This window comes from Candidatus Nucleicultrix amoebiphila FS5, from assembly GCF_002117145.1.
Taxonomy (GTDB): Bacteria; Pseudomonadota; Alphaproteobacteria; order Caedimonadales; family Nucleicultricaceae; genus Nucleicultrix; species Nucleicultrix amoebiphila.
The window spans coordinates 1,434,235-1,453,350 of the sequence record NZ_CP008743.1 but is presented as its reverse complement, the minus strand read 5'-3'; the positions used below and the strand labels follow the sequence as shown (position 1 = coordinate 1,453,350).

Genomic DNA, 19,116 nt, shown 5'->3' with positions numbered 1-19,116 from the left:
ATTAATGAGAAACTACGTATTAGCAACTATATTAATGGGCTTATTGATTCCTCAACAAATTCACGCCACATATGATCAAGATACTTTAAAAGAAGAGTCACAAAGTCGAGATTCACCTTCGATTCACTCTCTTCCATCTGTCGATGAAGAAGCTTTAAGAGTTGTAGAAGAATGCAGAAAAAGCCGTGAACGTATAACCAAAGAACAACAAGAACGCAATCATCAACAGCAACTTAGCATTCACATAACTCAAGTTGTCCTGGAACCTGAAGTTCTGGAAGCTATTTTCGCTGGTGAAAGTCCCCTTGATGCTGAGCTGCGCGTAAAAGCCAGACAATTTAGAGAATTGCAGATAGGCACACAAAAATTGATGGAATTAAAGGCAACTATTGAGGGAGAAGAGAATCATCCTCACAAAGATCGTATTCCGCAAATTTTAAGTTTAATTCAAACAAATATCGCTCATCTAAAAAGCCTCGAAACTGTTATTTCTCTTGGCAAAGCATCATCAAAACTGACGGCCAAACTTCACAAAAAACAGACAGCTCTGTCTTTGTTGAGAGAGGAGGAAATAGACCGTCAGGCAAGAGAAGACTTGGATAAAGAAATCAAAACTCTAACTGAGGCCCTCGCTAACAAGGAAAAGAAAATTCGCCAAGTGAACTTTACTCAGTCAACCTCTGAAGAGGCTGCTAGAGAGAATTTGTACAAAGAAGCTCCTGTAAAAAAAGAAGAAGAAGAAGATAAAACGCCTCAAGATAAACCCTCTTAAGAAGCGTTTTGCTTAGCCATGGTCGCTTTCATCACTTCCGTGACGATCGCATTCTTTGCTAACACATCAGCCCGTTCATTTTCTGGATGTTCATTGTGTCCCTTGACCCAGTGCCATTCAACTTTATGGGGGGCTGACAGCTCATCAAGCCGTTGCCATAAATCAATGTTTTTTACAGGTTTATTATTGTAAGTCTTCCAACCGTTTTCTTTCCACTTGGGAAGCCATTGGGTAATCCCATCTTTTAGATATTTACTATCCGTATGAAAAACTAAATGAAACGGTGATGTTCCTAAGATTTCAAAGGCTTTAATAGCAGCCATCAATTCCATTCTATTATTGGTTGTCTCAGCTTCACCCCCAGCATACTCCTCTTCTCCATCTGGACGCCTTATAATCACACCCCAACCACCAGGCCCAGGATTGCCACTACAGGCTCCATCCGTAAAAATTTCTATAGTCTCTAAGGAATTGCTCATAATAAAATGTGACCTTGTGTTATAGGAGTTGCTTCGATACATATGGGATACACGATTTTTCACGAGAGGTAAATGAGGTGTCCTTATGCAACTGCCAAAAATCACCCAAAAAGGTCCGTATAAAGTGAATGTTGAGGCCGGTAAAACCTATTTTTGGTGCACGTGCGGTCTTAGCCAAAATCAACCCTTTTGCGATGGTCAACACAAAGGATCAGGTTTGAAATCTCGACCTTTTGTGGCTGAACGCAACCAGACTCTTTACCTTTGTGGGTGCAAAGCTACGCAGGAAGCTCCCTTTTGTGATGGTACGCACAGTTCTTTGAAGGTAAACGACCCCTCTTAAATTTCCTTTGAATTTTAATGGATTAGATGTCATTTCAAGCAGCGCTTTTCTGTGTTGCTTGCAGGTCTTCGATTTTTTTTGATTTTTGATGCATGTTCAATGTATCATTAAATTAATAAATAATGAAGAAGACATGACTTTGAAAAAAAGAATAAACCCAAGAAATACACCAGTCCTCCCCCTTTATCATAAGAAAGGATTCCAGCTTGTTTATTTGATCATGATTATGGGGTTATTTTTCTTAAAAGCCTTGATGATGCTTCATCAATACAATGTTTCTGAACCCCTGCCTCCAATTTTTCCAAATCTCGCACATAAAGAGCAACAATTCGGGTTCGGAGCAGAAATTGTTAATGTGGGACTTTTCATAAAAAACTTTCCTGAATTTGATGTTCAGGCAGGTATTTTTTCTCTTGAGGGCGAAATATGGTTTGATTTCAACCCTCATTTACTTTCTCTGCAAACAATCGAAAATTTTCAGTTTGAGAAAGCTTCTCATTTTACCAAATCACCTCCATTAGTTAAACTCATTGGTAAAAGGCTTTTCGCGATTTATCCAATTTCAGTTAAATTTAATTCAGACTTAATGCATCATCTTTTTCCTTTTAACGATCATAGAATCTATTTAACAATGACGATTGATAAAGTAAGCCCCAAAGAGATACTCTTTGAAGCTAGTCAATCGGGTCTGCGCATTACCAATGAAATAAAGCCCCATGGCTGGACTCCTGTTGATTTTGACGCTAGGTCTGGTTACATTAAAAATTCCCTGGATATTCAGGACCAGAGAAAATTTTTATCTTATCCAGCTGTTGTTTTTGCCGTAACTTTTATAAAGCCTGGGTTTCGTAATGTTTTTGTTATTTTGGGTCCCAGCATTTTTCTTTTCTTTTGTGGGTTATTGAGTCTTCTTATTGAAGGAAAAGCAGGCACACGACTGACGATTGTCATTGGAAGCTTGACGGGTTTATTAGTCCATCGCTTTGTCATCGAACAATTATCGCCAAGTGTAGGATATTATACGCCTGTTGATTATTTGTATGTTCTTTTCTTGCTGTCTACTTTTATCATTCTGATTATCAATATTTATGAACTAGAAAAGCCTATGCAAAAGAATTTCAAAAATGCAATTTTTTACGCTATTCAAATTTTTACCGTTGCAATTTTTTATGGATTAACGTCGAGCTAAAGATGGCAGGAAAGTTTTTAATCGGTGCTATTGTTGGTTTTCTCTTCTCTCTATCTTCTGGGAATGCTTCTCCTATCACCTTAAAATCTTTTCAAGACGCTGCCAAAGAACTTCCAGAATTTCCCGTACCAGATAACGATAACCTTCTGAACCCAGATTACACGACTTATCATCAAACGATTACACCAGGTTTTTTCAAAGAAGTTTTTAATTTTTCAGTGTTTGTTGGAAAAGAGCCCTTATGGACAAAGAAAAAACTTACAAACAGTCTTAAGGAGGCCTTCAATAAAAGCGCGTATACCAATAAAGACAGCATTTTTATTCAACTGACCCCTGGTGATCAATTGGTTGTTTGGGGAGACATCCACGGTGCTTTCCACGCGCTCGTGCGGTCTTTGAACCAATTAAAAAAAGAAGGGTATATCGATGAGTCACTCAAAATATTAAAACCCAATATAAAGTTTATTTTTATGGGAAATATTATTGATCGCTCACCTTTTAATTTAGAAACATTAACGCTGGTATTAAGTCTTATCAATAAGAACCCTCAGCAGGTGATTTACTTACGAGGCAGCCATGAACATCATCAAGCCTGGCGATTTTATGATTTTCAAAGAGAAATCAAAATCCGTTTAAGAGACCTTCCTGAAAAGGATGCTTATTTTGTCAATTTAAAGAAATATTTCGATTCTCTGCCAACAAAAATTTTTTTTGAAGGTCCTTCTCCTCAAACAGGTCATTTGGTTTTCAATAGTCTCTATGAAACAAAAGCTGAGTCTCTTTCAGAGATCAGAAAACCTATTGAAGTTTTGATTGCTAACCAAAGTCGATCCAGAATGTACCAAGCAACACCTGGACTTAGTCAACTCCCTCCAACGAAGGGGATTCAAAACTGGACTCTCTTTTCAAGTCCCACACTTTCCTTTCAAAGACTCTATAATTTTTACAATGATAGTTTTTCTATTATAGACGTAGGACAAACCCTTTATGATTCAAATATAACTCTTTACTCGCATAAGGTCTCTGATCCTTCTCTTGAATTTTCTCAAAATACCTTTCATCTGATCTCAGGGGAACCCATGAATCGCACTATGCATAAATTCGTAAAGTACGGTCCATCACTTGGCTGCTCACTCGATCTATCAGGAGCCGCAAGAATAGTAGGAGAAAGAGCGAGAGCAGGCATAGATTTAAGAGTTCGTAAATTGAATCGAGAAGGTGGTATTCATAAAGAATTACTGAAAGTATATTTTGAAGATGATGAGTATTCTCCCTCTTTAACTTTGAAGAACGTAACGAACTTCCTAAAAACCTATAATACGGACATAGTGTTTAGCTTCAGTGGAACAACTGTTATAGAAACCCTTTTTCCTTTAATCCAAAACAAGAAAATACTTGTTTTGTTTCCGAGTTCCGGAGCTTCAATTTTAAGAAAAAATGAGTTATCATATATTATCCATTTTAAGCCTTCAGTCAGTAAAGAAGTAGAAGCTCTTGTCAAATATGCTGTCGAAACTTTATTGAAACGACAGTTCGCAGTCTTTTATCAAGATGATGACTTTGGACGCGAAGCCTTGACCACAGCCAAAAAAATGCTTAAAGAACAGTATAATGTTCCTGAAAGCCGTATCTGCCAAGTTTCTTACCCTCGCAATAGTGTCAATGTTGAGAAAGCTGTTGAGATTATTCAAAGTTGCAATCCTGATGTAATTTTTCTTTTTTCAAGATTAGCTCCCTCAAAAGAATTAGTAAATAAGCTAGGAATCTCATTTTTAAGCAACACAATTTTAATGGGCACGTCGATATTATCAGACCGATTTAAAGATTTTGTCTCAGGACTTGATAAAAAAGATCAACCCGGAAAAGGACTGAGTTTTATTATCTCAAGAACACTCCCCAATCCGGATAATGAAAACATTGAGATTATTAAGGAATATCACGACGAAATGCAGCGCGTTTATCCAGGGACTCTTTATGATACAGATTCTTTGGAAGGATACATTAATACTAGCCTTTTAATTGAAGTGTTAAAAAATCTCCCCTCCCCTCTTAATTTAGATAAAATTATTGCCTCTTTCGAAGCCATGAAGAACACACCTTTTAAAGGGCTGTCTTTGGATTTTAATCCTGAAACACGGGAGCTTTCTAAGAATGTATGGTTAGATGTCGGCAAAAAGGATTGGATTTTAATTGAGCCATCGATTCGTTAGATGCCTTTATGGAGTGGCGATTCGTTTTATCAATGTTCGTTTAGTAAGGAATTGACAAAACCTTCCTTGCCAACGACAATAGCTAAAAAATTCCCAGGAGGCGTAATGAAAGTATCACTTAAGATATTTGCTGGTTTAATGTTTTCCGTTCTTGTTACAAAATCACTTGTTGCACAACAGATATTAAGTCCTGCCACCCCTACTTATACGCCTGGAACGGATGTGAACGCTTCTGATCATACGCCTGAAACCTATAATGGTAAGCTCACTTGCACGGGTCTTCAGCCATTAATGGCAAATTTCAATTCCTTTGTAAGCTCTTTTTGCCAGTATGCAATTAGAGATTGTGAAGCAACAAAGTATTTTAAAGACTTAGATCCCAAAGATCCTCTTTGGGATCTTTTGTACGATCAATTACGCAATGAAACAAAATATCATCTCGAAATTTGTGAGCTCGCTATCAAACATCATGCACCCGAGTATTATACCAATAATTTAAAACGATAAGACGTAATACTTATCCGAATCCGAAAAATAACTGTGACACAACAAGTTTTGTGTCACGCTCCTTCGAAGGAGATGGAGGTTATTTCTCTACACCTTAAAAGTTAGCTTAATGGAAATCTGCAGCTCCAACGATATCAAAAGTCATTCCTGTCGAGTGTTTCATATCTCCAGTGCTGAGAAATAGGATGGCACGCGCCACCTCTTGCGGAGTCGCAAAATCATTTGTTGGCATGTCTTCACGCGCTTTTTCAAGCACCTTATCTCCGTACTTATTCTTGAAGGTTGTCACCATATCTGTTTCCGTAATACCCGGGGCGACAGTATACGAAAAAATGTGATCACGCGCATAAGCTCTGGCAATGGAGCGCGTCAAAGCTACTACGCCAGCTTTGGATGCAGCATAGGCCATCCCATCAGGTCCATATCCCCTAAAGGCTGCGCGACTTGATACATTAACTATAACGCCAGATTTTTTATTGTGTTTAAAATAATTAATGGCTTCCTTACAAAGATCTGCTACAGCAACGAGATTAACCTGTAGCGTTCGATGCCACGTGTTTTGCCAATCCTCTAAATTATCCGCAGGGTTGGTATATTCTAGAATACCAGCATTATTGATTAATACATCAATATGGCCTTTCCATTGAAGAGCTGTATGCCATAGCTTAGATGGCGCTTCGATTTTCATAAAGTCAGATTGAATTGTTAAAACGCGATCAGGAGAAAATTCTCCAATCTGAGAAGGACTGTTGCTATTGTACTGTAGTATAACGTAAGCATCCTGTTCTAAAGCTTGTTTGACGATTTCTGCTCCTATACCTTTGGACCCTCCGGTGATTAAAATAACCTTGTTTTTTAACGAAGCTGTATCTGCTTTTACATCATGTATAAGCGCTAAGAAAATGCTCACTAATAAGACACCTATGCGCACAACCTGTTGATTCAACATGCAATTCTCCTGATAAAACTTTAAGGGCCTTACTATAAGTAACCTTTCTCGAAAAAAAAGAAAATACTTAATGGTGGGTTCCGGCTATCCAGGATTTTGCGTTATAAAGAACTTATGAACTCAGGAAATACCATCTCCTAAGCTTAATTCACAGTCACTTTTCGGATAAGCCTATAAGACCTATTAAATTCAATTTTTTAGCTTGCCCTTTTCCAGAAAAAGGTTTATCAAGATACTCTTTTAAATTTTCTCAAGGCCTTCAATAAAAAAACCTAATAATACTCCGCCTTTGGAGAGGTCTTTATATTTTTTTAGTAACTAGGTTATGAAGCATATTTTACGAAATTTCTTACAATTGCCACAAAGCATTTGGGCAATAGGCATTGTTTCCCTTTTGATTAATGTCTCTTCAGTCATTGTCTTTATGGCATCGCCTTATTATTTAACGAAAGTATTTGGGGTTACAACTATTGGGCTTGGCTTTATAGAAGGCTTAGTCGAATTTACAGCTTGGGCAACGCGTATTATTTCGGGCATGACCAGCGATTATATGAGCAAAAGAAAACCAGCTCTTGTGGTCGCGTATGGACTCAATTTTATTTCTCGTATTCTTTTTGTTCTTGCTCCCGGTATCGGTCTCTTTTTCCTTGCGAGATCCATTGATCGACTCAGCAATGGCATTCAAGCAACGCCTCGCGAAGCTCTCGTGGGCGACTTGGCTCCAAAACATCTTAAAGGGGCATCTTATGGCCTTCGTCAAACTCTGAGTGTTGCTGGTTCAGTTTTAGGCGCCCTCGTTATGATTGCTTTCTTTTTAGAATCTGGTGAAAACTATTCCTATCTGTTTATTGCTGCAACGATCCCTCCTCTGTTTGCTCTGTATGTCATGCTTTGCCATGTTCGTGATGTACCGCGCGAAAAGATGATGGGGCCTTTACACCCTACAAAAATTTTTAGCTGGTCAAGTATCGTAAGCTTAAGCAATAACTACTGGCGTGTAGTGGCTGTTGCTTGTTTTTTTACTCTCTCTAACTATAGCGGTGCTTTTTTGCTGATTCATGCTGAGAAAGTAGGTATTAGCCAACACCTCATTCCTCTCGTTATGGTTGTCCAGAACTTTTCAGCCATGATCGCTTATCCTATTGGCCGTTTGTCAGACAGAATGGATCGTCGTTATTTGCTAGCCATTGGTTTTTTTATGGTTGTGATTTCGGGCGTTATTTTGGCTTTAGCTTATAATATTTGGATGGCTCTTTTAGGGGCGGCTTTCTGGGGATTACACATAGGTATCAACCAAAGCCTTCTGATGGCAAAGGTCGCGGATACAACCGTTCCTGAAACCCGTGGAACAGCTTTTGGAGTCTTTTACCTTTTGATCGGGATTACTCTCTTCTTAAGTAATAATATTATGGGGTGGATTTCCCATCATATGAGTCCTTCAGCCTCCTTTATCACAAGCGCGCTTATTGCTGGTGTCGCGATTTTCTCGCTTCCATTGATAAAATCCTATAAAAAGAAAAATATCGAAGCTTAGATATTTAAAAATGAGGTTAAGTATGGCTGGTTTATTCGAAACAGATGTTGCCATTATCGGGGCAGGTCCCGTAGGTCTTTTTACAATTTTTGAATGTGGCATGCTGAAAATGCAGTGTCATGTTATAGATAGCTTAGAGATGGTTGGAGGACAATGTACGGCTCTTTATCCTGAAAAACCTATTTATGATATCCCTGGTTTTCCAAAAATATTGGCAGCCGATCTTATTGATAATCTTAAAGAACAAGCAGCCCCTTTTAATCCCACATACCATCTTAATCAACAGGTCAGCGCTATACAAAAATCTCCTGACAACCGATGGCTAATTACCACCTCTCAAGAAACGAAAATAAAGGCGAAGGCTATTATTATCGCAGCAGGAGTAGGAGCATTTGGCCCCAATAGACCTCCTTTGGAGAATATTGAGCATTATGAGGGGCATAGTGTTTTTTACTATGTGAAGAAGCGTGAAGATTTTAGAGATCAAAATATTGTAATTGCAGGAGGCGGAGACTCAGCCGTTGACTGGGCTATATCTCTTTCGGAAATTGCAAAGCGTGTTTATGTTATCCATCGTCGTCCCAAATTTAGAGCTGCGCCAGAAAGTGTGGCACGCCTTGAAGAACTCGTTGCCAAGCAAAAAATTGAAATGGTCATTCCTTATCAATTGGAAGGGCTTGAAGGTGTCGATAAAAATCTTCACACAGTGATTGTTAAAACCCTTGATGGTGCAATTAAGAAAATTGAAGCAGATTGTCTCTTACCTTTTTTTGGACTCGCTATGAATTTGGGACCTATTGCGGAATGGGGACTAAACTTGGAACGTCATCATATTCTTGTAAACCCAAGCACCACCGAGACATCAACGCCAGGGATTTATGCCGTCGGTGATATTGCAATATACCCCAAAAAATTAAAATTAATTCTTTCAGGGTTCGCAGAAGCCGCTCAAGCAGCCCATGCCGCAAGAGAAATCGTTTTTCCTGGGGAAGCCTTACACTTTGAATATTCAACAACGCATGGTGTGCCAGGCCATAAATAGAAAAACGTTTTTTTTCATATACTTATGATTTTTTGCTTGATCGGTTATAGATATTTTTCTTATGTATTAAGAATCAAAATAGGGAGCGACAATGACAAAAAAGTTCATTAAAAAACTTATGCTTAGTCTGTGCACGCTCTGCACACTGTCCCCTTTGTATGCGGGTGAAACAGAATCTACAACCGAATTCTCTATCATTAGAGACCTCAGAAATGAGACTCAACTCTCCCTCCCTACGTTACTCAAAGGCTTGTCAAAACTTAATTTAGGTGTTCTCACCAATAACAACCAAGACGTCATTTTAAAATCGCGTCGCGTAAAAACCATTGTTGAAGCGGGCACCAATAAATCCTGTGGCGGACAAAATGGAACTTGGCAAGAGGTTGTACACTTTGACGTAGCTGGCAATGATCACCAAGTAAATCTTCTGATTACAGCTGATTGCAATAAAATTGATATCAAACACATGTTTTCTGGTCATTCTATGGTTTCTCCTGAAATGTTTAACGACATTGCTTTTCCAGCAATCCATAACCATCTCAAGGATGAATTTAATCTCAATATCCCTTCTCAAAATCTTGATGAATTTATGAAAGCTGTATCCTTTGAAATTAAAAAAGTATCAGAAAGCACCAAAGAAGTTCTGGAAGAGTGGACAGTTTTTTATAAAGATAAGCCCCATATTGTTCTTGTTAAAATTACCCCAGTCGATCAAGGTAAATTTACTTTTAGCATTCAACAGGGTTAATCCATCATCCCTATGTTGATGATTCACAGGTCTCGTTAATACTGATGAACGTTTACAGAAAATTAACCATTCGAAATTAATTCTGGGATCCTGGGTAGACATCGTGACATCAAAATATTATCTGAACCAACTATTAGACGAAAACATTTTGTTAACCCCCTGGGTTTTCGGTGCTTTCGTGTTCTTCGCAGGCATCGTTGTTTATGCTGTGTGGCTCCATATTCAAAAAGGCACCACAACTACTTCTTGGTCAGAAAGCCTTCTTTCTATTCTTGAATCTTCAAATCTTCCCTGGCTTCTTTACACTTCAAAAGGTAAAGGATTTAGATGCAGCAACGATCTCTCTGAATTACTCGGAAGCTCAAAAAATCTTGAAAATTTTAACGATGTTTTTGAGTTTTTGAACAAAGAAGGGGCCGAGAGTTTAAAACTTGCGCTTAAAAAATTGTTGCGCGGTCAAAAAACCATTCGCACCCAAGTCATGAATCATCGTGGAGAGGCGCTTTATGTCAAAGCCACTTTAGTTTTACCTCAGCGCCAAATACTGATCTGGTGGCAAAACTTAACGTCTGAACAAAAACTAACACAAAAAATTAATGAACAAGTGACGCTTCTCCAAGAAGAAAGAAAGCTCCTTCTATATTTACTCGACAGTTTACCAACTCCCGTTTGGTTTCGTAATCAGCAAGGATTACTAGAATTCTGTAATAAATCTTATGCCCAAGCTCTTGATCTTCCTCAGGAAACAATTATTACTCAAAATCGTTTATTATGGGGTTACAATTCAACATCATTTAAACAAGAGCTTTCTGAGCCTCTCAATACAGAAATAAAGAAATATCTGATATTTGATGGAGAGCGGCGTCTCATGAGTTTCCATGAAACGGCCGATGAAGAATTAGGAATTGCAGGGTTTGCTGTTGATCTCACGGAGCTAAAAAAAGCGCTTTCAGAACTAGAACGCCATACAGCTGCTTATCGTGAAGTTCTAGAGAATTTATCAGCTGGTGTCGCAATTTATGGATCAGACAAACGCATTAAATTCTTTAATCAAGCCTATAGCCGTATGTTTGATATGGATGAAAACTGGTTACACTCTGGACCTACTTTAGGAGAAGTTCTTGACGACTTGAGACAACGCCGTACTTTGCCAGAACATGCTGATTACGCAGCTTATAAAAAAAATCAGCTGCAAATGGTCACGACGATTCTTCATCCATTTCAGGAATTGATCCATCTCCCCGACGAACGTACTTTAAGAAAGATTACTTCTCCCCATCCCATGGGTGGGATTTTTTATATCTATGAAGATCTTACTGATTCTCTGATCCTTGAGCGCAAATATAACATTCAGATGGCCGTGCAACGCACATCCTTAGACAACCTCTTTGAAGGAATCGCTGTGTTTGGAAGCGATGGTCGACTCAGGCTTACCAACGCAGCTTTTAGACGCATTTGGGATCTTTCTGCTAACCAATGCAAAGAAGGTCTTCATATGTCAGCCATCCTTGATAGTTGTCAGAATTTCTTTGATGAACATAAAGATTGGAATTTGCGCAAAAGCAAATTATTAGCCGCAGCAACTGATCGAATTCCAAAGAAAAAACAAGTCTATCGCCAAGATGGTTCCGTAGTGGATTTTTCGTATATCCCACTTCCTGATGGTTCCCATCTCATGAGTTGTATTGACATAAGCGATACTTATCGTATGGAAAAAATATTAAGAGAAAGAAATGAAGCTCTTGAAAAGGCCGATCAACTAAAATCGGAATTGATTACACGTGTCTCTTCTGAATTGAAATCGCCTGCAGGAGAGATTCAGAAAGTAATTGAAATACTCTATAAAGGAACCCAAGGAGAATTGAATAAAAAGCAATTAGACAAAATGAAGTCTATTGATAAGTCTGCCATTAAGCTTCTTAAGTTCGCCGATGATATCCTTAACCTTGCGAAGGTCGAGGCAGTGAATTCATACTCAAAGGAAGAAAATATTTCTGTATGCCCTTTTTTACGGAATCTCATAGAAGAAATGACTGCAAAATATACAGATAAAAGTGGCATCAGTTTTACAATAGATTGTCATGAAGATGTCACAACTATTAGCACTGACCCTCTACAATTGCGTCAAATTTTTTCGAATCTTTTAGAAGAGTGCTTTGAACGCGCCAAGACACAACAAGAAATTCCAATTCATGTATCCCGTGAAAATCAAGATATCATTATGACATTATCGCGTTATGATGAAAAATATGATCAAAAAATGAACACTGAATCAGTAGCTCCAAGCTGGAGGCTAACATTGGTGAGAAATCTTATTGTTATGTGCCGAGGAACACTTGCAACGCAAATTTTTGAAAACGGTCTCCATGAAATTGTCTGTCGTTTTCCCATTAATATTAAGTCTACCACAACCCCTAAAAATATTAAGCTTGTACAAAGTGCTGTTAAATAATTGAGGCACCCTGCGGAGTGTCCTAGGGTATAAGAAAGGATCTATGCTTGTCTCGCACTGCACGACTTCTTGATTTAATCCAGATTTTACGTCGGCATCGATATCCTATTCAAGGTAGAGCTCTTGCAGAAGAACTTAGTATCAGTCCTCGAACACTCTATCGCGATATTAAGACGCTCCAGGAACAAGGAGCAAAAATTGATGGAGAACCAGGCGTTGGTTACATCTTGAGACCAGGTTTTATGTTGCCTCCTTTGATGTTTTCTGAAGAAGAAATTGAAGCACTCGTGCTTGGTGCAAAATGGGTTTCTAAGCGGACGGATCATCGCTTAGGAGCCGCTGGCCGTAATGCAATAGCAAAAATATCTGCGGTTCTTCCCCAAGACCTTCGAGAGACCTTAGACGTTCCAGGTCTTTTAATTGGGCCAGGAGATTTTGTTGCAGCCGGTGATACTGAGCTCGCTCTTATCCGTCAAGCCATTCGAAAAGAAACGAAACTCACGATTACTTATCTTACTCTTAAAGAACAAAAATCTGTACGAACGATTTGGCCCTTAGCACTTGCCTTTTTTGATCGCGTTAGGGTTGTCGTCGCATGGTGTGAATTACGTCAAGCATTCCGTCACTTTCGTACTGATCGTATTCTCAAATTGTCACCATCCAATGAGCGCTATCCCAAACGCCGCAAAGTTCTTCTTAAAGAATGGCGTCAAGTCGAAGGTATTCCTGCTCCATAAGTTCACACTACTGACAAAAACTGTCACTAGAAGCTGATAAAGTATTCTCTAAGTCCTCATATGAGGAAATGATCACTATAACCCTGGAGTATACCCCCATGTTTGACACAACCTTTGTGATTCTCTACGTTGATAATCCAACAATAAGCGCCAGTTTTTACGAAAAAATACTGGGAAAACCGCCCGTTGAAAATTTCCCTACGTTTGCCATGTTTGCGCTCTCATCGGGTGTTATGCTTGGGTTGTGGTCTCATGAGACCATAGCCCCTAAAGCAACTGCATCAGGAGGCGGCAGTGAGGTGGCTTTTACAGTTCCAAATAGAGAAGATGTAAAAAGCACTTACGATCAATGGAAAAAACAAAACTTACCTATTATTCAGGAACCAACTGAGATGGTTTTTGGCTATACATTTGTTGGCCTTGACCCTGATGGACATCGCTTGCGCGTTTTTTGTGAACGCAAATAATGAGAAAATATTGGGTTGCCATTGCATCGGCTGAGCACGTACGTCTTGGCCGCTTGCATGGCTTCATGCAAGTATGTCATGGAAAATCAGGCCCTCTCAAACGAATACATCCTGGTGACCTTGTTGTCTATTATTCACCCACCCTCGAATTTGGTGGAAAAAACAAGCTACAAGCCTTTACAGCCATAGGGATTGTGAAACCACGCGCCGCCTATCAAGTCATGATGGACAAGGGCTTTCACCCTTATCGTCTTGATGTTTCCTGGGCTCAGTCTCAAGATGCATCTATTTATCCTCTTCTTGAGCTCTTGGATTTTTCTCAAGGAAAGAAAAATTGGGGGTATCTTTTGCGTTTTGGATTATTTGAAGTGAAAGAGAAGGACATGGCCATCATCGCTAAAGCAATGCAGGCCTATGAACAGCTAATGAAATAATCTCTTATTTTACCGGAAAGTTAAAATAGGTTTCTGGATAAGGCTCTTCATTAATATTATAGTGCCACCATTCTTTGCGATAGTTTATGAAATTGTTCTCTTCCATCAATGTTTTCAAAAGTAAACGATTTTCACGCGCTTCCCCTTGAATTTCAGGATTTAAAGTATGGGACAGCTCATCAAGATAATCAAACTTAGTTCCCATGTTAAGCTCTTCATAAGAACCACCCTCTTTGAGTTTGACGATTGTCAAATCCACTGCCGATCCACGGCTATGGCTCGAACGCGCTGCAATATATCCCAAATTAAAAACTTCACGTTTATCAATGCGAGGATAATAGGCTTCCTTCATCGCTTGATCTTCAATGTTTCTGGCCCATTCTCCAAAATAATCAACTGTTTCTTGGGGACGATATGAATCGAAAACAAGCAAAGAAAGTCCTTGCATTTTCAATGTTTTCTGGATCTTAGAAAGGTTATGAGCCACAGCCTCCACAGTAATACAGACATCCGCCTCATAGCCTGGAAGAGGCCTGCCAATAAAGTTATCCTCTTTAAAATAGCGTATATCTGTCAAAATCGTTGCGTCGATATCATGCAGATACACAAACTTTTCGGGCAACGTCAAAGACATTGGGCTTACCTGCGGCTTAGACATGATCACACACTCCATGATTTAATTATTTTTTATAGATTAGATTTAAAACTATGGTAAATCAATATCTTACTCTCTACCAAAAGAACTTAGAAAGTCACGTAGGCTTTTTACTTGAAAAAGTTCTTAAACTTTGTTTATTCAATGAGAAACTTTTCGAACCATAAAGAGATACATGAAATGACCCAGACCCCAGAAAAGGGACTTGAAGAAAACCAGTTCCGCGCAGCAAGACTCACAAAACTGCAAGCGCTCAAGGAAAAAGGCATAGAGCCCTATCCATCGGGTTTTAAAAAACAGCATGAAATTAAAAACCTGGTTGAAAAATACGCTCATCTTGAAACAGGTCAAGAAACTCAAGATAAAGTTGTTGTTGCTGGTCGTATCATGTCTATCCGTAACAGTGGCATGTTCATTGATCTCCATGATCCTTTTGAAAAAATCCAAATTTTCTCCCATAAAAATCACCTTAATGAAGAACAACTCGCTCTCCTAGAGCTGCTGGATCTTGGGGATATTATTGGTGTGAAGGGTTTTATTCGCCGCACACCAAGAGGTGAGCTTACGATTAATAGCGAAGAAATTAGTGTTTTAGGGAAAGCTTTGCTGCCTTTACCAGAGAAATATCATGGTTTGGCTGATGTGGAGACCCGTTACCGCCAAAGATATTTGGATCTCATTATTAACCCAGAATCTAGAGATACATTGCGTGCAAGATCAAAAATTGTTTCTGAGATGCGGTCAGTGCTTAATAATGAAGAATTCCTCGAAGTAGAAACCCCCATGCTTCAAACAATCGCGGGAGGAGCAATTGCAAAGCCCTTCATTACGCACCATAACGCTTTGGACTTGACCCTTTATCTGCGTATTGCCCCTGAACTTTTTCTCAAACGTCTCATTGTGGGTGGGCTAAGTGATAAAGTTTATGAGATTAACCGTTGTTTTAGAAACGAAGGCATTTCAACACGCCACAATCCTGAATTTACAACAGTCGAGATCTATGAAGCCTATGCTGATTGTAAGGATATTATGGATCTCACTGAGCGATTGATTAAACACATCGCTGAAAAAGTCTTTGGTACCCTGACTTTTACCTATGGCTACCATACTTTGGATTTTTCAGGGAGTTGGCCAAGAAAATCAATGGTATCGCTTGTTGAAGAGTATACAAAAATTAATTTCCTGGATATTAAAACAGATGATGAAGCAAGAAGTGCAGGTCAAAAACTTGGCGTTCCCATTAGTGCCACAGACACTTGGGGCAAAGTCGTTGAAATTGTTTTTGAACACTTCGTTGAAAAGCACTTAATTCAACCAACTCACGTCACTGAACTCCCTTTTGATATTTCTCCTCTGGCAAAGCAACATACTGGCGATCCGAGACTTACAGAACGTTTTGAATTGTTCGTAAATACTTGGGAACTTGCGAATGGCTTTTCAGAGCTTTCCGATCCCATCGATCAAAGATATCGTTTCGAAAAACAAGTATCAGAAAAAGATCAAGGCAACGAAGAAGCGCATGAAATGGACGAAGATTTCGTGACTGCCTTGGAATACGGTCTACCTCCTACAGGTGGCCTTGGTATTGGTATAGATCGACTCGTCATGCTTATGACAAACTCACAAAGCATTCGTGATGTCATTGCATTTCCAACCATGCGACCAAAGAAATAAAAGAGTCTAGATAGTTTTCTTTGAACTATCTAGCAGAGGGGAGGATGGATTCTCCTTATCCGTACGATGTAAAATGATGCTAATACGTCGGTTTTTATCATCGGCTTTATTTTGAGGGACGAGGGGTTCAGTATCAGCTTTACCCACAACATAAATCATACGATCTTGCGGAATGCCTTGATCTAAAAATTCCCGTCTTGTGGCATTCGCCCGATCGGCTGAAAGTTCCCAGTTACTATATTTTTTATCATTCGAAAACTGGAATGAATCTGTATGTCCAGTAATTGAAATTTTGTTGGGGAGTTTCTTAATTACTTTGGCTACAAGCGCCACAAGTGTTTTGGTATGAGGATACATCTCAAATGATCCTCTTGGAAACATAGAATATCTTTGTTGATCAACGATTTGAATCCTTAGTCCTTCAGGAGTTTGATCAATAATAAGATTCTCAGCCAGCTCTTTTAATTCAGGAATTTCTTGAATAGCCTGCAATAATTCATGGGTTGCTTGCGTGAAAATTTGACTCTCATATTTTTGAACAATGGCTTGAGCTTTCACCAGTTCCTGAGGCTTTACGTCTTCTTTTTTCTGGTTATCAGCTTTCATTTGCATTTTAGCATTGCTGGTTTCATCGCCAGAAAAATCCTTATTTCCATCTTCTTCATCCTCATCTTCATCAGCGGTCATTTCGTTTTTAAGATGATTCGTATTCACACTCGAATCTGGTTTTGTGCTATTGAAATTTCCTTTAGTTTCCAAGGCAGATCCTCCTAAAAGGCCTCCGGTACCTCCCGCACCAATCCCTTCTCCCACGGGACCAAAATAATTTGAAATACCACGCCGTTGTTGTTCAGAGGTGGCATTTAAAAGCCACATCATAAGAAAGAAAGCCATCATAGCTGTTACGAAATCAGCATAAGCAACTTTCCAGCTCCCTCCATGATGACCTTCATGGTTACTCTTTTTGATTTTTTTGATAACAACGGTAAGGTCTTTTTCGTTCATTGTTTACTCAACCTTTGGAAGCCCAGCCACGGTCTTTTCAACATCATAAAATGAGGGACGAAGTTCGCTAATCAATGTTTTACGAGCAAACTCTAAAGCAATTGCTGGCGCATAACCATTTAAGTAAGCCAAAATTGCTGTTTTCATACATTGGTAGTATTTACTTTCTTCTTCATAAACGGCTTTGATCTTATTAGCGATTGGCGTCACACATCCATATGAAAGCAAAACTCCCAAAAAAGTACCAACAAGAGCACCCCCAATTAATCGCCCTAACACTTCTGGAGGCTGATCAATAGCACCCATCGTTTTAATAACACCCAACACAGCCGCAACAATTCCAAGAGCTGGCAGTCCGTCACCCATGGCTGTTACTGCTGCAGAAATACGTGAACGTTCATAATGATGAGTCTCGAGCTCTTCATTAATCAAATCTTCCATTTGATGCACATTTTGTGTACCCAGCGTTAACATACGTAAATAATCACACAAAAAAGTCAGAGCATGATGCTCTTGCATAAACTTTGGAAACTGATTAAACAGCTTGCTCTCATGGGGGTTTTCTATATGCGCTTCAAGAGCAAGCATCCCCTTGCTTTTAGCCAACTTAAAGATCATATAGAGTAAACTCAAAAGTTCTAAATAATCTTGCTTTTGATAAGGCGGACCTTTCACGGCATCCTTTAACGCTTGTCCTACATTTTGTAAAATTGACTTTGGGTTACTGATAATAAAGGCACCAATGGCGGCTCCCCCAATAATCACAAATTCAAAGGGCTGCCAAAGAACATGCATATGCCCCCCAAGAGCCATGTAGCCCCCAAAAACACATGCTATAACTACGCCGAGTCCCACAAATAACACGCGAACTCCCCTTATTTTTTATATCTGTATCATTTTGATACAGCTCGCGTTAAACTAACCTCTACCTCTAATTTCTATGGTTTGTAAGGTTAATAAAGTTTTAAAAATGCAGCGGTCTTTTTCTTCTAGTGACTTTCGCGCCACAATGTCTAAGTTTACCACAGGTATTTTGATCGTGGCCACAGCAAATCGTCAAGGACACCCAATCGGCGTGACCATTAATGCGTTCACTTCTGTATCCCTTGATCCGCCTTTGGTTCTTTTTTGTCTCAAGACATCCAGCTCTTCATTTAAGGCTTTTAAAGAAAATTCCGTGTATAGCTTCAATTTGCTCTCCTCTGATCAGGCAGTTATTGCTCAGAGTTTTTCTAAATACGAAACGAAAGACTGGAAGAACATAGACTATGATATGGAATCTCATGGACCTCCCATTTTAAAAGGATGCCTCGCAAATTTAATTTGTGAACGAGATAACCTTTATCACGGAGGAGATCATGGTATCTTTTTATGTAAAGTCGTCAGTCTCAAAAAAAATGACCAGCTAGAGCCACTTATCTTTTTTGACCGTCAGTATAAATCCTTCTAAAGTTCTTTAGATGGTTTATAGATTTCGACGCGGAGAATTGTATTTGAAAGACTTACAACTTTTACAATCGTTCCGGCGGGACAATCAGGACCATTCACCTTCCAAGTTGTGTCATCAATTTTAACTTTACCAATGCCATTGATAATGGGTTCACTTAAAGTTAAATGTCGACCAATGTACTGAGACCCTCTTAGATTTAAAGTTGGCTGATCATTCTTAGGAGGACTCTTTTTCAGATAGGCACGCCAAATCAAAACACTCGCAACAGAGAGTACTGAAAAAAGTAAAATTTCAACTTGAGTCGACATACCCGGAAAGATCCAAGCTAGAAATCCCATAATCCCAGCAGATACTCCCATCCAAATAAAGAAAGCACCAGGCACCATAATTTCAAGAAGCAACAGGATTAAAGCAAAAATCCACCACCACCAAAACGTAATTTCAGGAAGTTCAATCATTTTTGTATCCT

At 39.1% G+C, this 19,116-nt stretch carries 20 protein-coding genes; 14 read left to right on the top strand and 6 right to left on the bottom strand.

The window, feature by feature from the left end; translation table 11 throughout:
- Window positions 1–4: 4 nt before the first annotated feature.
- On the top strand, window positions 5–772 hold the full coding sequence (locus tag GQ61_RS07210; RefSeq protein WP_157111172.1) for a hypothetical protein: 768 nt from the start codon (window positions 5–7) through the stop codon (window positions 770–772).
- On the opposite strand, the gene rnhA is transcribed toward GQ61_RS07210, so the two are convergent.
- Window positions 769–1,251: a ribonuclease HI gene (gene rnhA, locus GQ61_RS07205; protein ID WP_085784680.1), complete on the bottom strand. Its 483-nt coding sequence runs from the start codon at window positions 1,249–1,251 to the stop codon at window positions 769–771. The genes GQ61_RS07210 and rnhA overlap by 4 nt on opposite strands.
- 85 nt (window positions 1,252–1,336) lie before the next feature.
- Here rnhA and GQ61_RS07200 point away from each other — a divergent pair, with 85 nt between their 5' ends.
- From GQ61_RS07200 to GQ61_RS07185, 4 genes are all read left to right on the top strand, one after another.
- Entirely contained in the window at window positions 1,337–1,594 is a 258-nt protein-coding gene (locus GQ61_RS07200; RefSeq protein WP_085784679.1) for a CDGSH iron-sulfur domain-containing protein, read from the top strand.
- A 133-nt stretch (window positions 1,595–1,727) separates the two neighbouring features.
- On the top strand, window positions 1,728–2,783 hold the full coding sequence (locus tag GQ61_RS07195; RefSeq protein ID WP_157111171.1) for a ligand-gated ion channel: 1,056 nt from the start codon (window positions 1,728–1,730) through the stop codon (window positions 2,781–2,783).
- A 2-nt stretch (window positions 2,784–2,785) separates the two neighbouring features.
- Window positions 2,786–4,993: an ABC transporter substrate-binding protein gene (locus tag GQ61_RS07190; RefSeq protein WP_085784677.1), complete on the top strand. Its 2,208-nt coding sequence runs from the start codon at window positions 2,786–2,788 to the stop codon at window positions 4,991–4,993.
- A gap of 105 nt (window positions 4,994–5,098) precedes the next feature.
- The gene (locus tag GQ61_RS07185) at window positions 5,099–5,500 is read left to right on the top strand and encodes a hypothetical protein (protein WP_157111170.1); all 402 of its coding nucleotides are present in this window, start codon (window positions 5,099–5,101) and stop codon (window positions 5,498–5,500) included.
- 106 nt (window positions 5,501–5,606) lie between these two features.
- Here the strand turns inward: GQ61_RS07185 and GQ61_RS07180 are convergent, their stop codons facing one another.
- Window positions 5,607–6,449, bottom strand: coding sequence for an SDR family NAD(P)-dependent oxidoreductase (locus GQ61_RS07180; RefSeq protein WP_085784675.1), 843 nt, complete (start codon window positions 6,447–6,449; stop codon window positions 5,607–5,609).
- 325 nt (window positions 6,450–6,774) lie between these two features.
- Between GQ61_RS07180 and GQ61_RS07175 the strand changes: the two genes are divergently transcribed.
- The 7 genes from GQ61_RS07175 (at window position 6,775) to GQ61_RS07145 (ending at window position 13,863) form a co-directional block, all read left to right on the top strand.
- On the top strand, window positions 6,775–7,983 hold the full coding sequence (locus GQ61_RS07175; RefSeq protein WP_085784674.1) for an MFS transporter: 1,209 nt from the start codon (window positions 6,775–6,777) through the stop codon (window positions 7,981–7,983).
- A gap of 22 nt (window positions 7,984–8,005) precedes the next feature.
- The gene (locus GQ61_RS07170) at window positions 8,006–9,025 is read left to right on the top strand and encodes an NAD(P)/FAD-dependent oxidoreductase (RefSeq protein WP_085784673.1); all 1,020 of its coding nucleotides are present in this window, start codon (window positions 8,006–8,008) and stop codon (window positions 9,023–9,025) included.
- Window positions 9,026–9,116: 91 nt separating this feature from the next.
- Window positions 9,117–9,773, top strand: coding sequence for a hypothetical protein (locus GQ61_RS07165; protein ID WP_085784672.1), 657 nt, complete (start codon window positions 9,117–9,119; stop codon window positions 9,771–9,773).
- 103 nt (window positions 9,774–9,876) lie between these two features.
- Window positions 9,877–12,225, top strand: coding sequence for a PAS domain-containing sensor histidine kinase (locus GQ61_RS07160; protein ID WP_085784671.1), 2,349 nt, complete (start codon window positions 9,877–9,879; stop codon window positions 12,223–12,225).
- 47 nt (window positions 12,226–12,272) lie between these two features.
- Entirely contained in the window at window positions 12,273–12,962 is a 690-nt protein-coding gene (locus GQ61_RS07155; protein ID WP_085784670.1) for a helix-turn-helix transcriptional regulator, read from the top strand.
- Between the two features lie 98 nt (window positions 12,963–13,060).
- Window positions 13,061–13,429 (top strand): VOC family protein, encoded by a 369-nt coding sequence (locus GQ61_RS07150; RefSeq protein ID WP_085784669.1) that lies wholly within the window; start codon window positions 13,061–13,063, stop codon window positions 13,427–13,429.
- On the top strand, window positions 13,429–13,863 hold the full coding sequence (locus tag GQ61_RS07145; protein WP_085784668.1) for an EVE domain-containing protein: 435 nt from the start codon (window positions 13,429–13,431) through the stop codon (window positions 13,861–13,863). Before GQ61_RS07150 ends, GQ61_RS07145 begins: the two co-directional genes overlap by 1 nt.
- A 4-nt stretch (window positions 13,864–13,867) precedes the next feature.
- Here GQ61_RS07145 and GQ61_RS07140 read toward each other — a convergent pair whose 3' ends face one another.
- Complete coding sequence (locus tag GQ61_RS07140; RefSeq protein WP_198157309.1) at window positions 13,868–14,521, bottom strand: M15 family metallopeptidase; 654 nt, start codon at window positions 14,519–14,521, stop codon at window positions 13,868–13,870.
- Between the two features lie 177 nt (window positions 14,522–14,698).
- On the opposite strand from GQ61_RS07140, the gene lysS reads away from it, so the two are divergent.
- Window positions 14,699–16,192 (top strand): lysine--tRNA ligase, encoded by a 1,494-nt coding sequence (gene lysS, locus GQ61_RS07135; RefSeq protein ID WP_085784666.1) that lies wholly within the window; start codon window positions 14,699–14,701, stop codon window positions 16,190–16,192.
- A gap of 6 nt (window positions 16,193–16,198) precedes the next feature.
- Here the strand turns inward: lysS and GQ61_RS07130 are convergent, their stop codons facing one another.
- Window positions 16,199–17,197, bottom strand: a complete 999-nt coding sequence (locus tag GQ61_RS07130) for a flagellar motor protein MotB (protein ID WP_085784665.1) — start codon at window positions 17,195–17,197, stop codon at window positions 16,199–16,201.
- A gap of 3 nt (window positions 17,198–17,200) precedes the next feature.
- On the bottom strand, window positions 17,201–18,061 hold the full coding sequence (gene motA / locus GQ61_RS07125) for a flagellar motor stator protein MotA (protein WP_232317310.1): 861 nt from the start codon (window positions 18,059–18,061) through the stop codon (window positions 17,201–17,203).
- Window positions 18,062–18,206: 145 nt separating this feature from the next.
- On the opposite strand from motA, the gene GQ61_RS07120 reads away from it, so the two are divergent.
- On the top strand, window positions 18,207–18,647 hold the full coding sequence (locus GQ61_RS07120; protein ID WP_198157308.1) for a flavin reductase family protein: 441 nt from the start codon (window positions 18,207–18,209) through the stop codon (window positions 18,645–18,647).
- Here the strand turns inward: GQ61_RS07120 and GQ61_RS07115 are convergent.
- The gene (locus tag GQ61_RS07115; RefSeq protein WP_085784663.1) at window positions 18,644–19,105 is read right to left on the bottom strand and encodes an NfeD family protein; all 462 of its coding nucleotides are present in this window, start codon (window positions 19,103–19,105) and stop codon (window positions 18,644–18,646) included. The two genes, GQ61_RS07120 and GQ61_RS07115, sit on opposite strands and share 4 nt — an antisense overlap.
- Window positions 19,106–19,116: the final 11 nt, after the last annotated feature.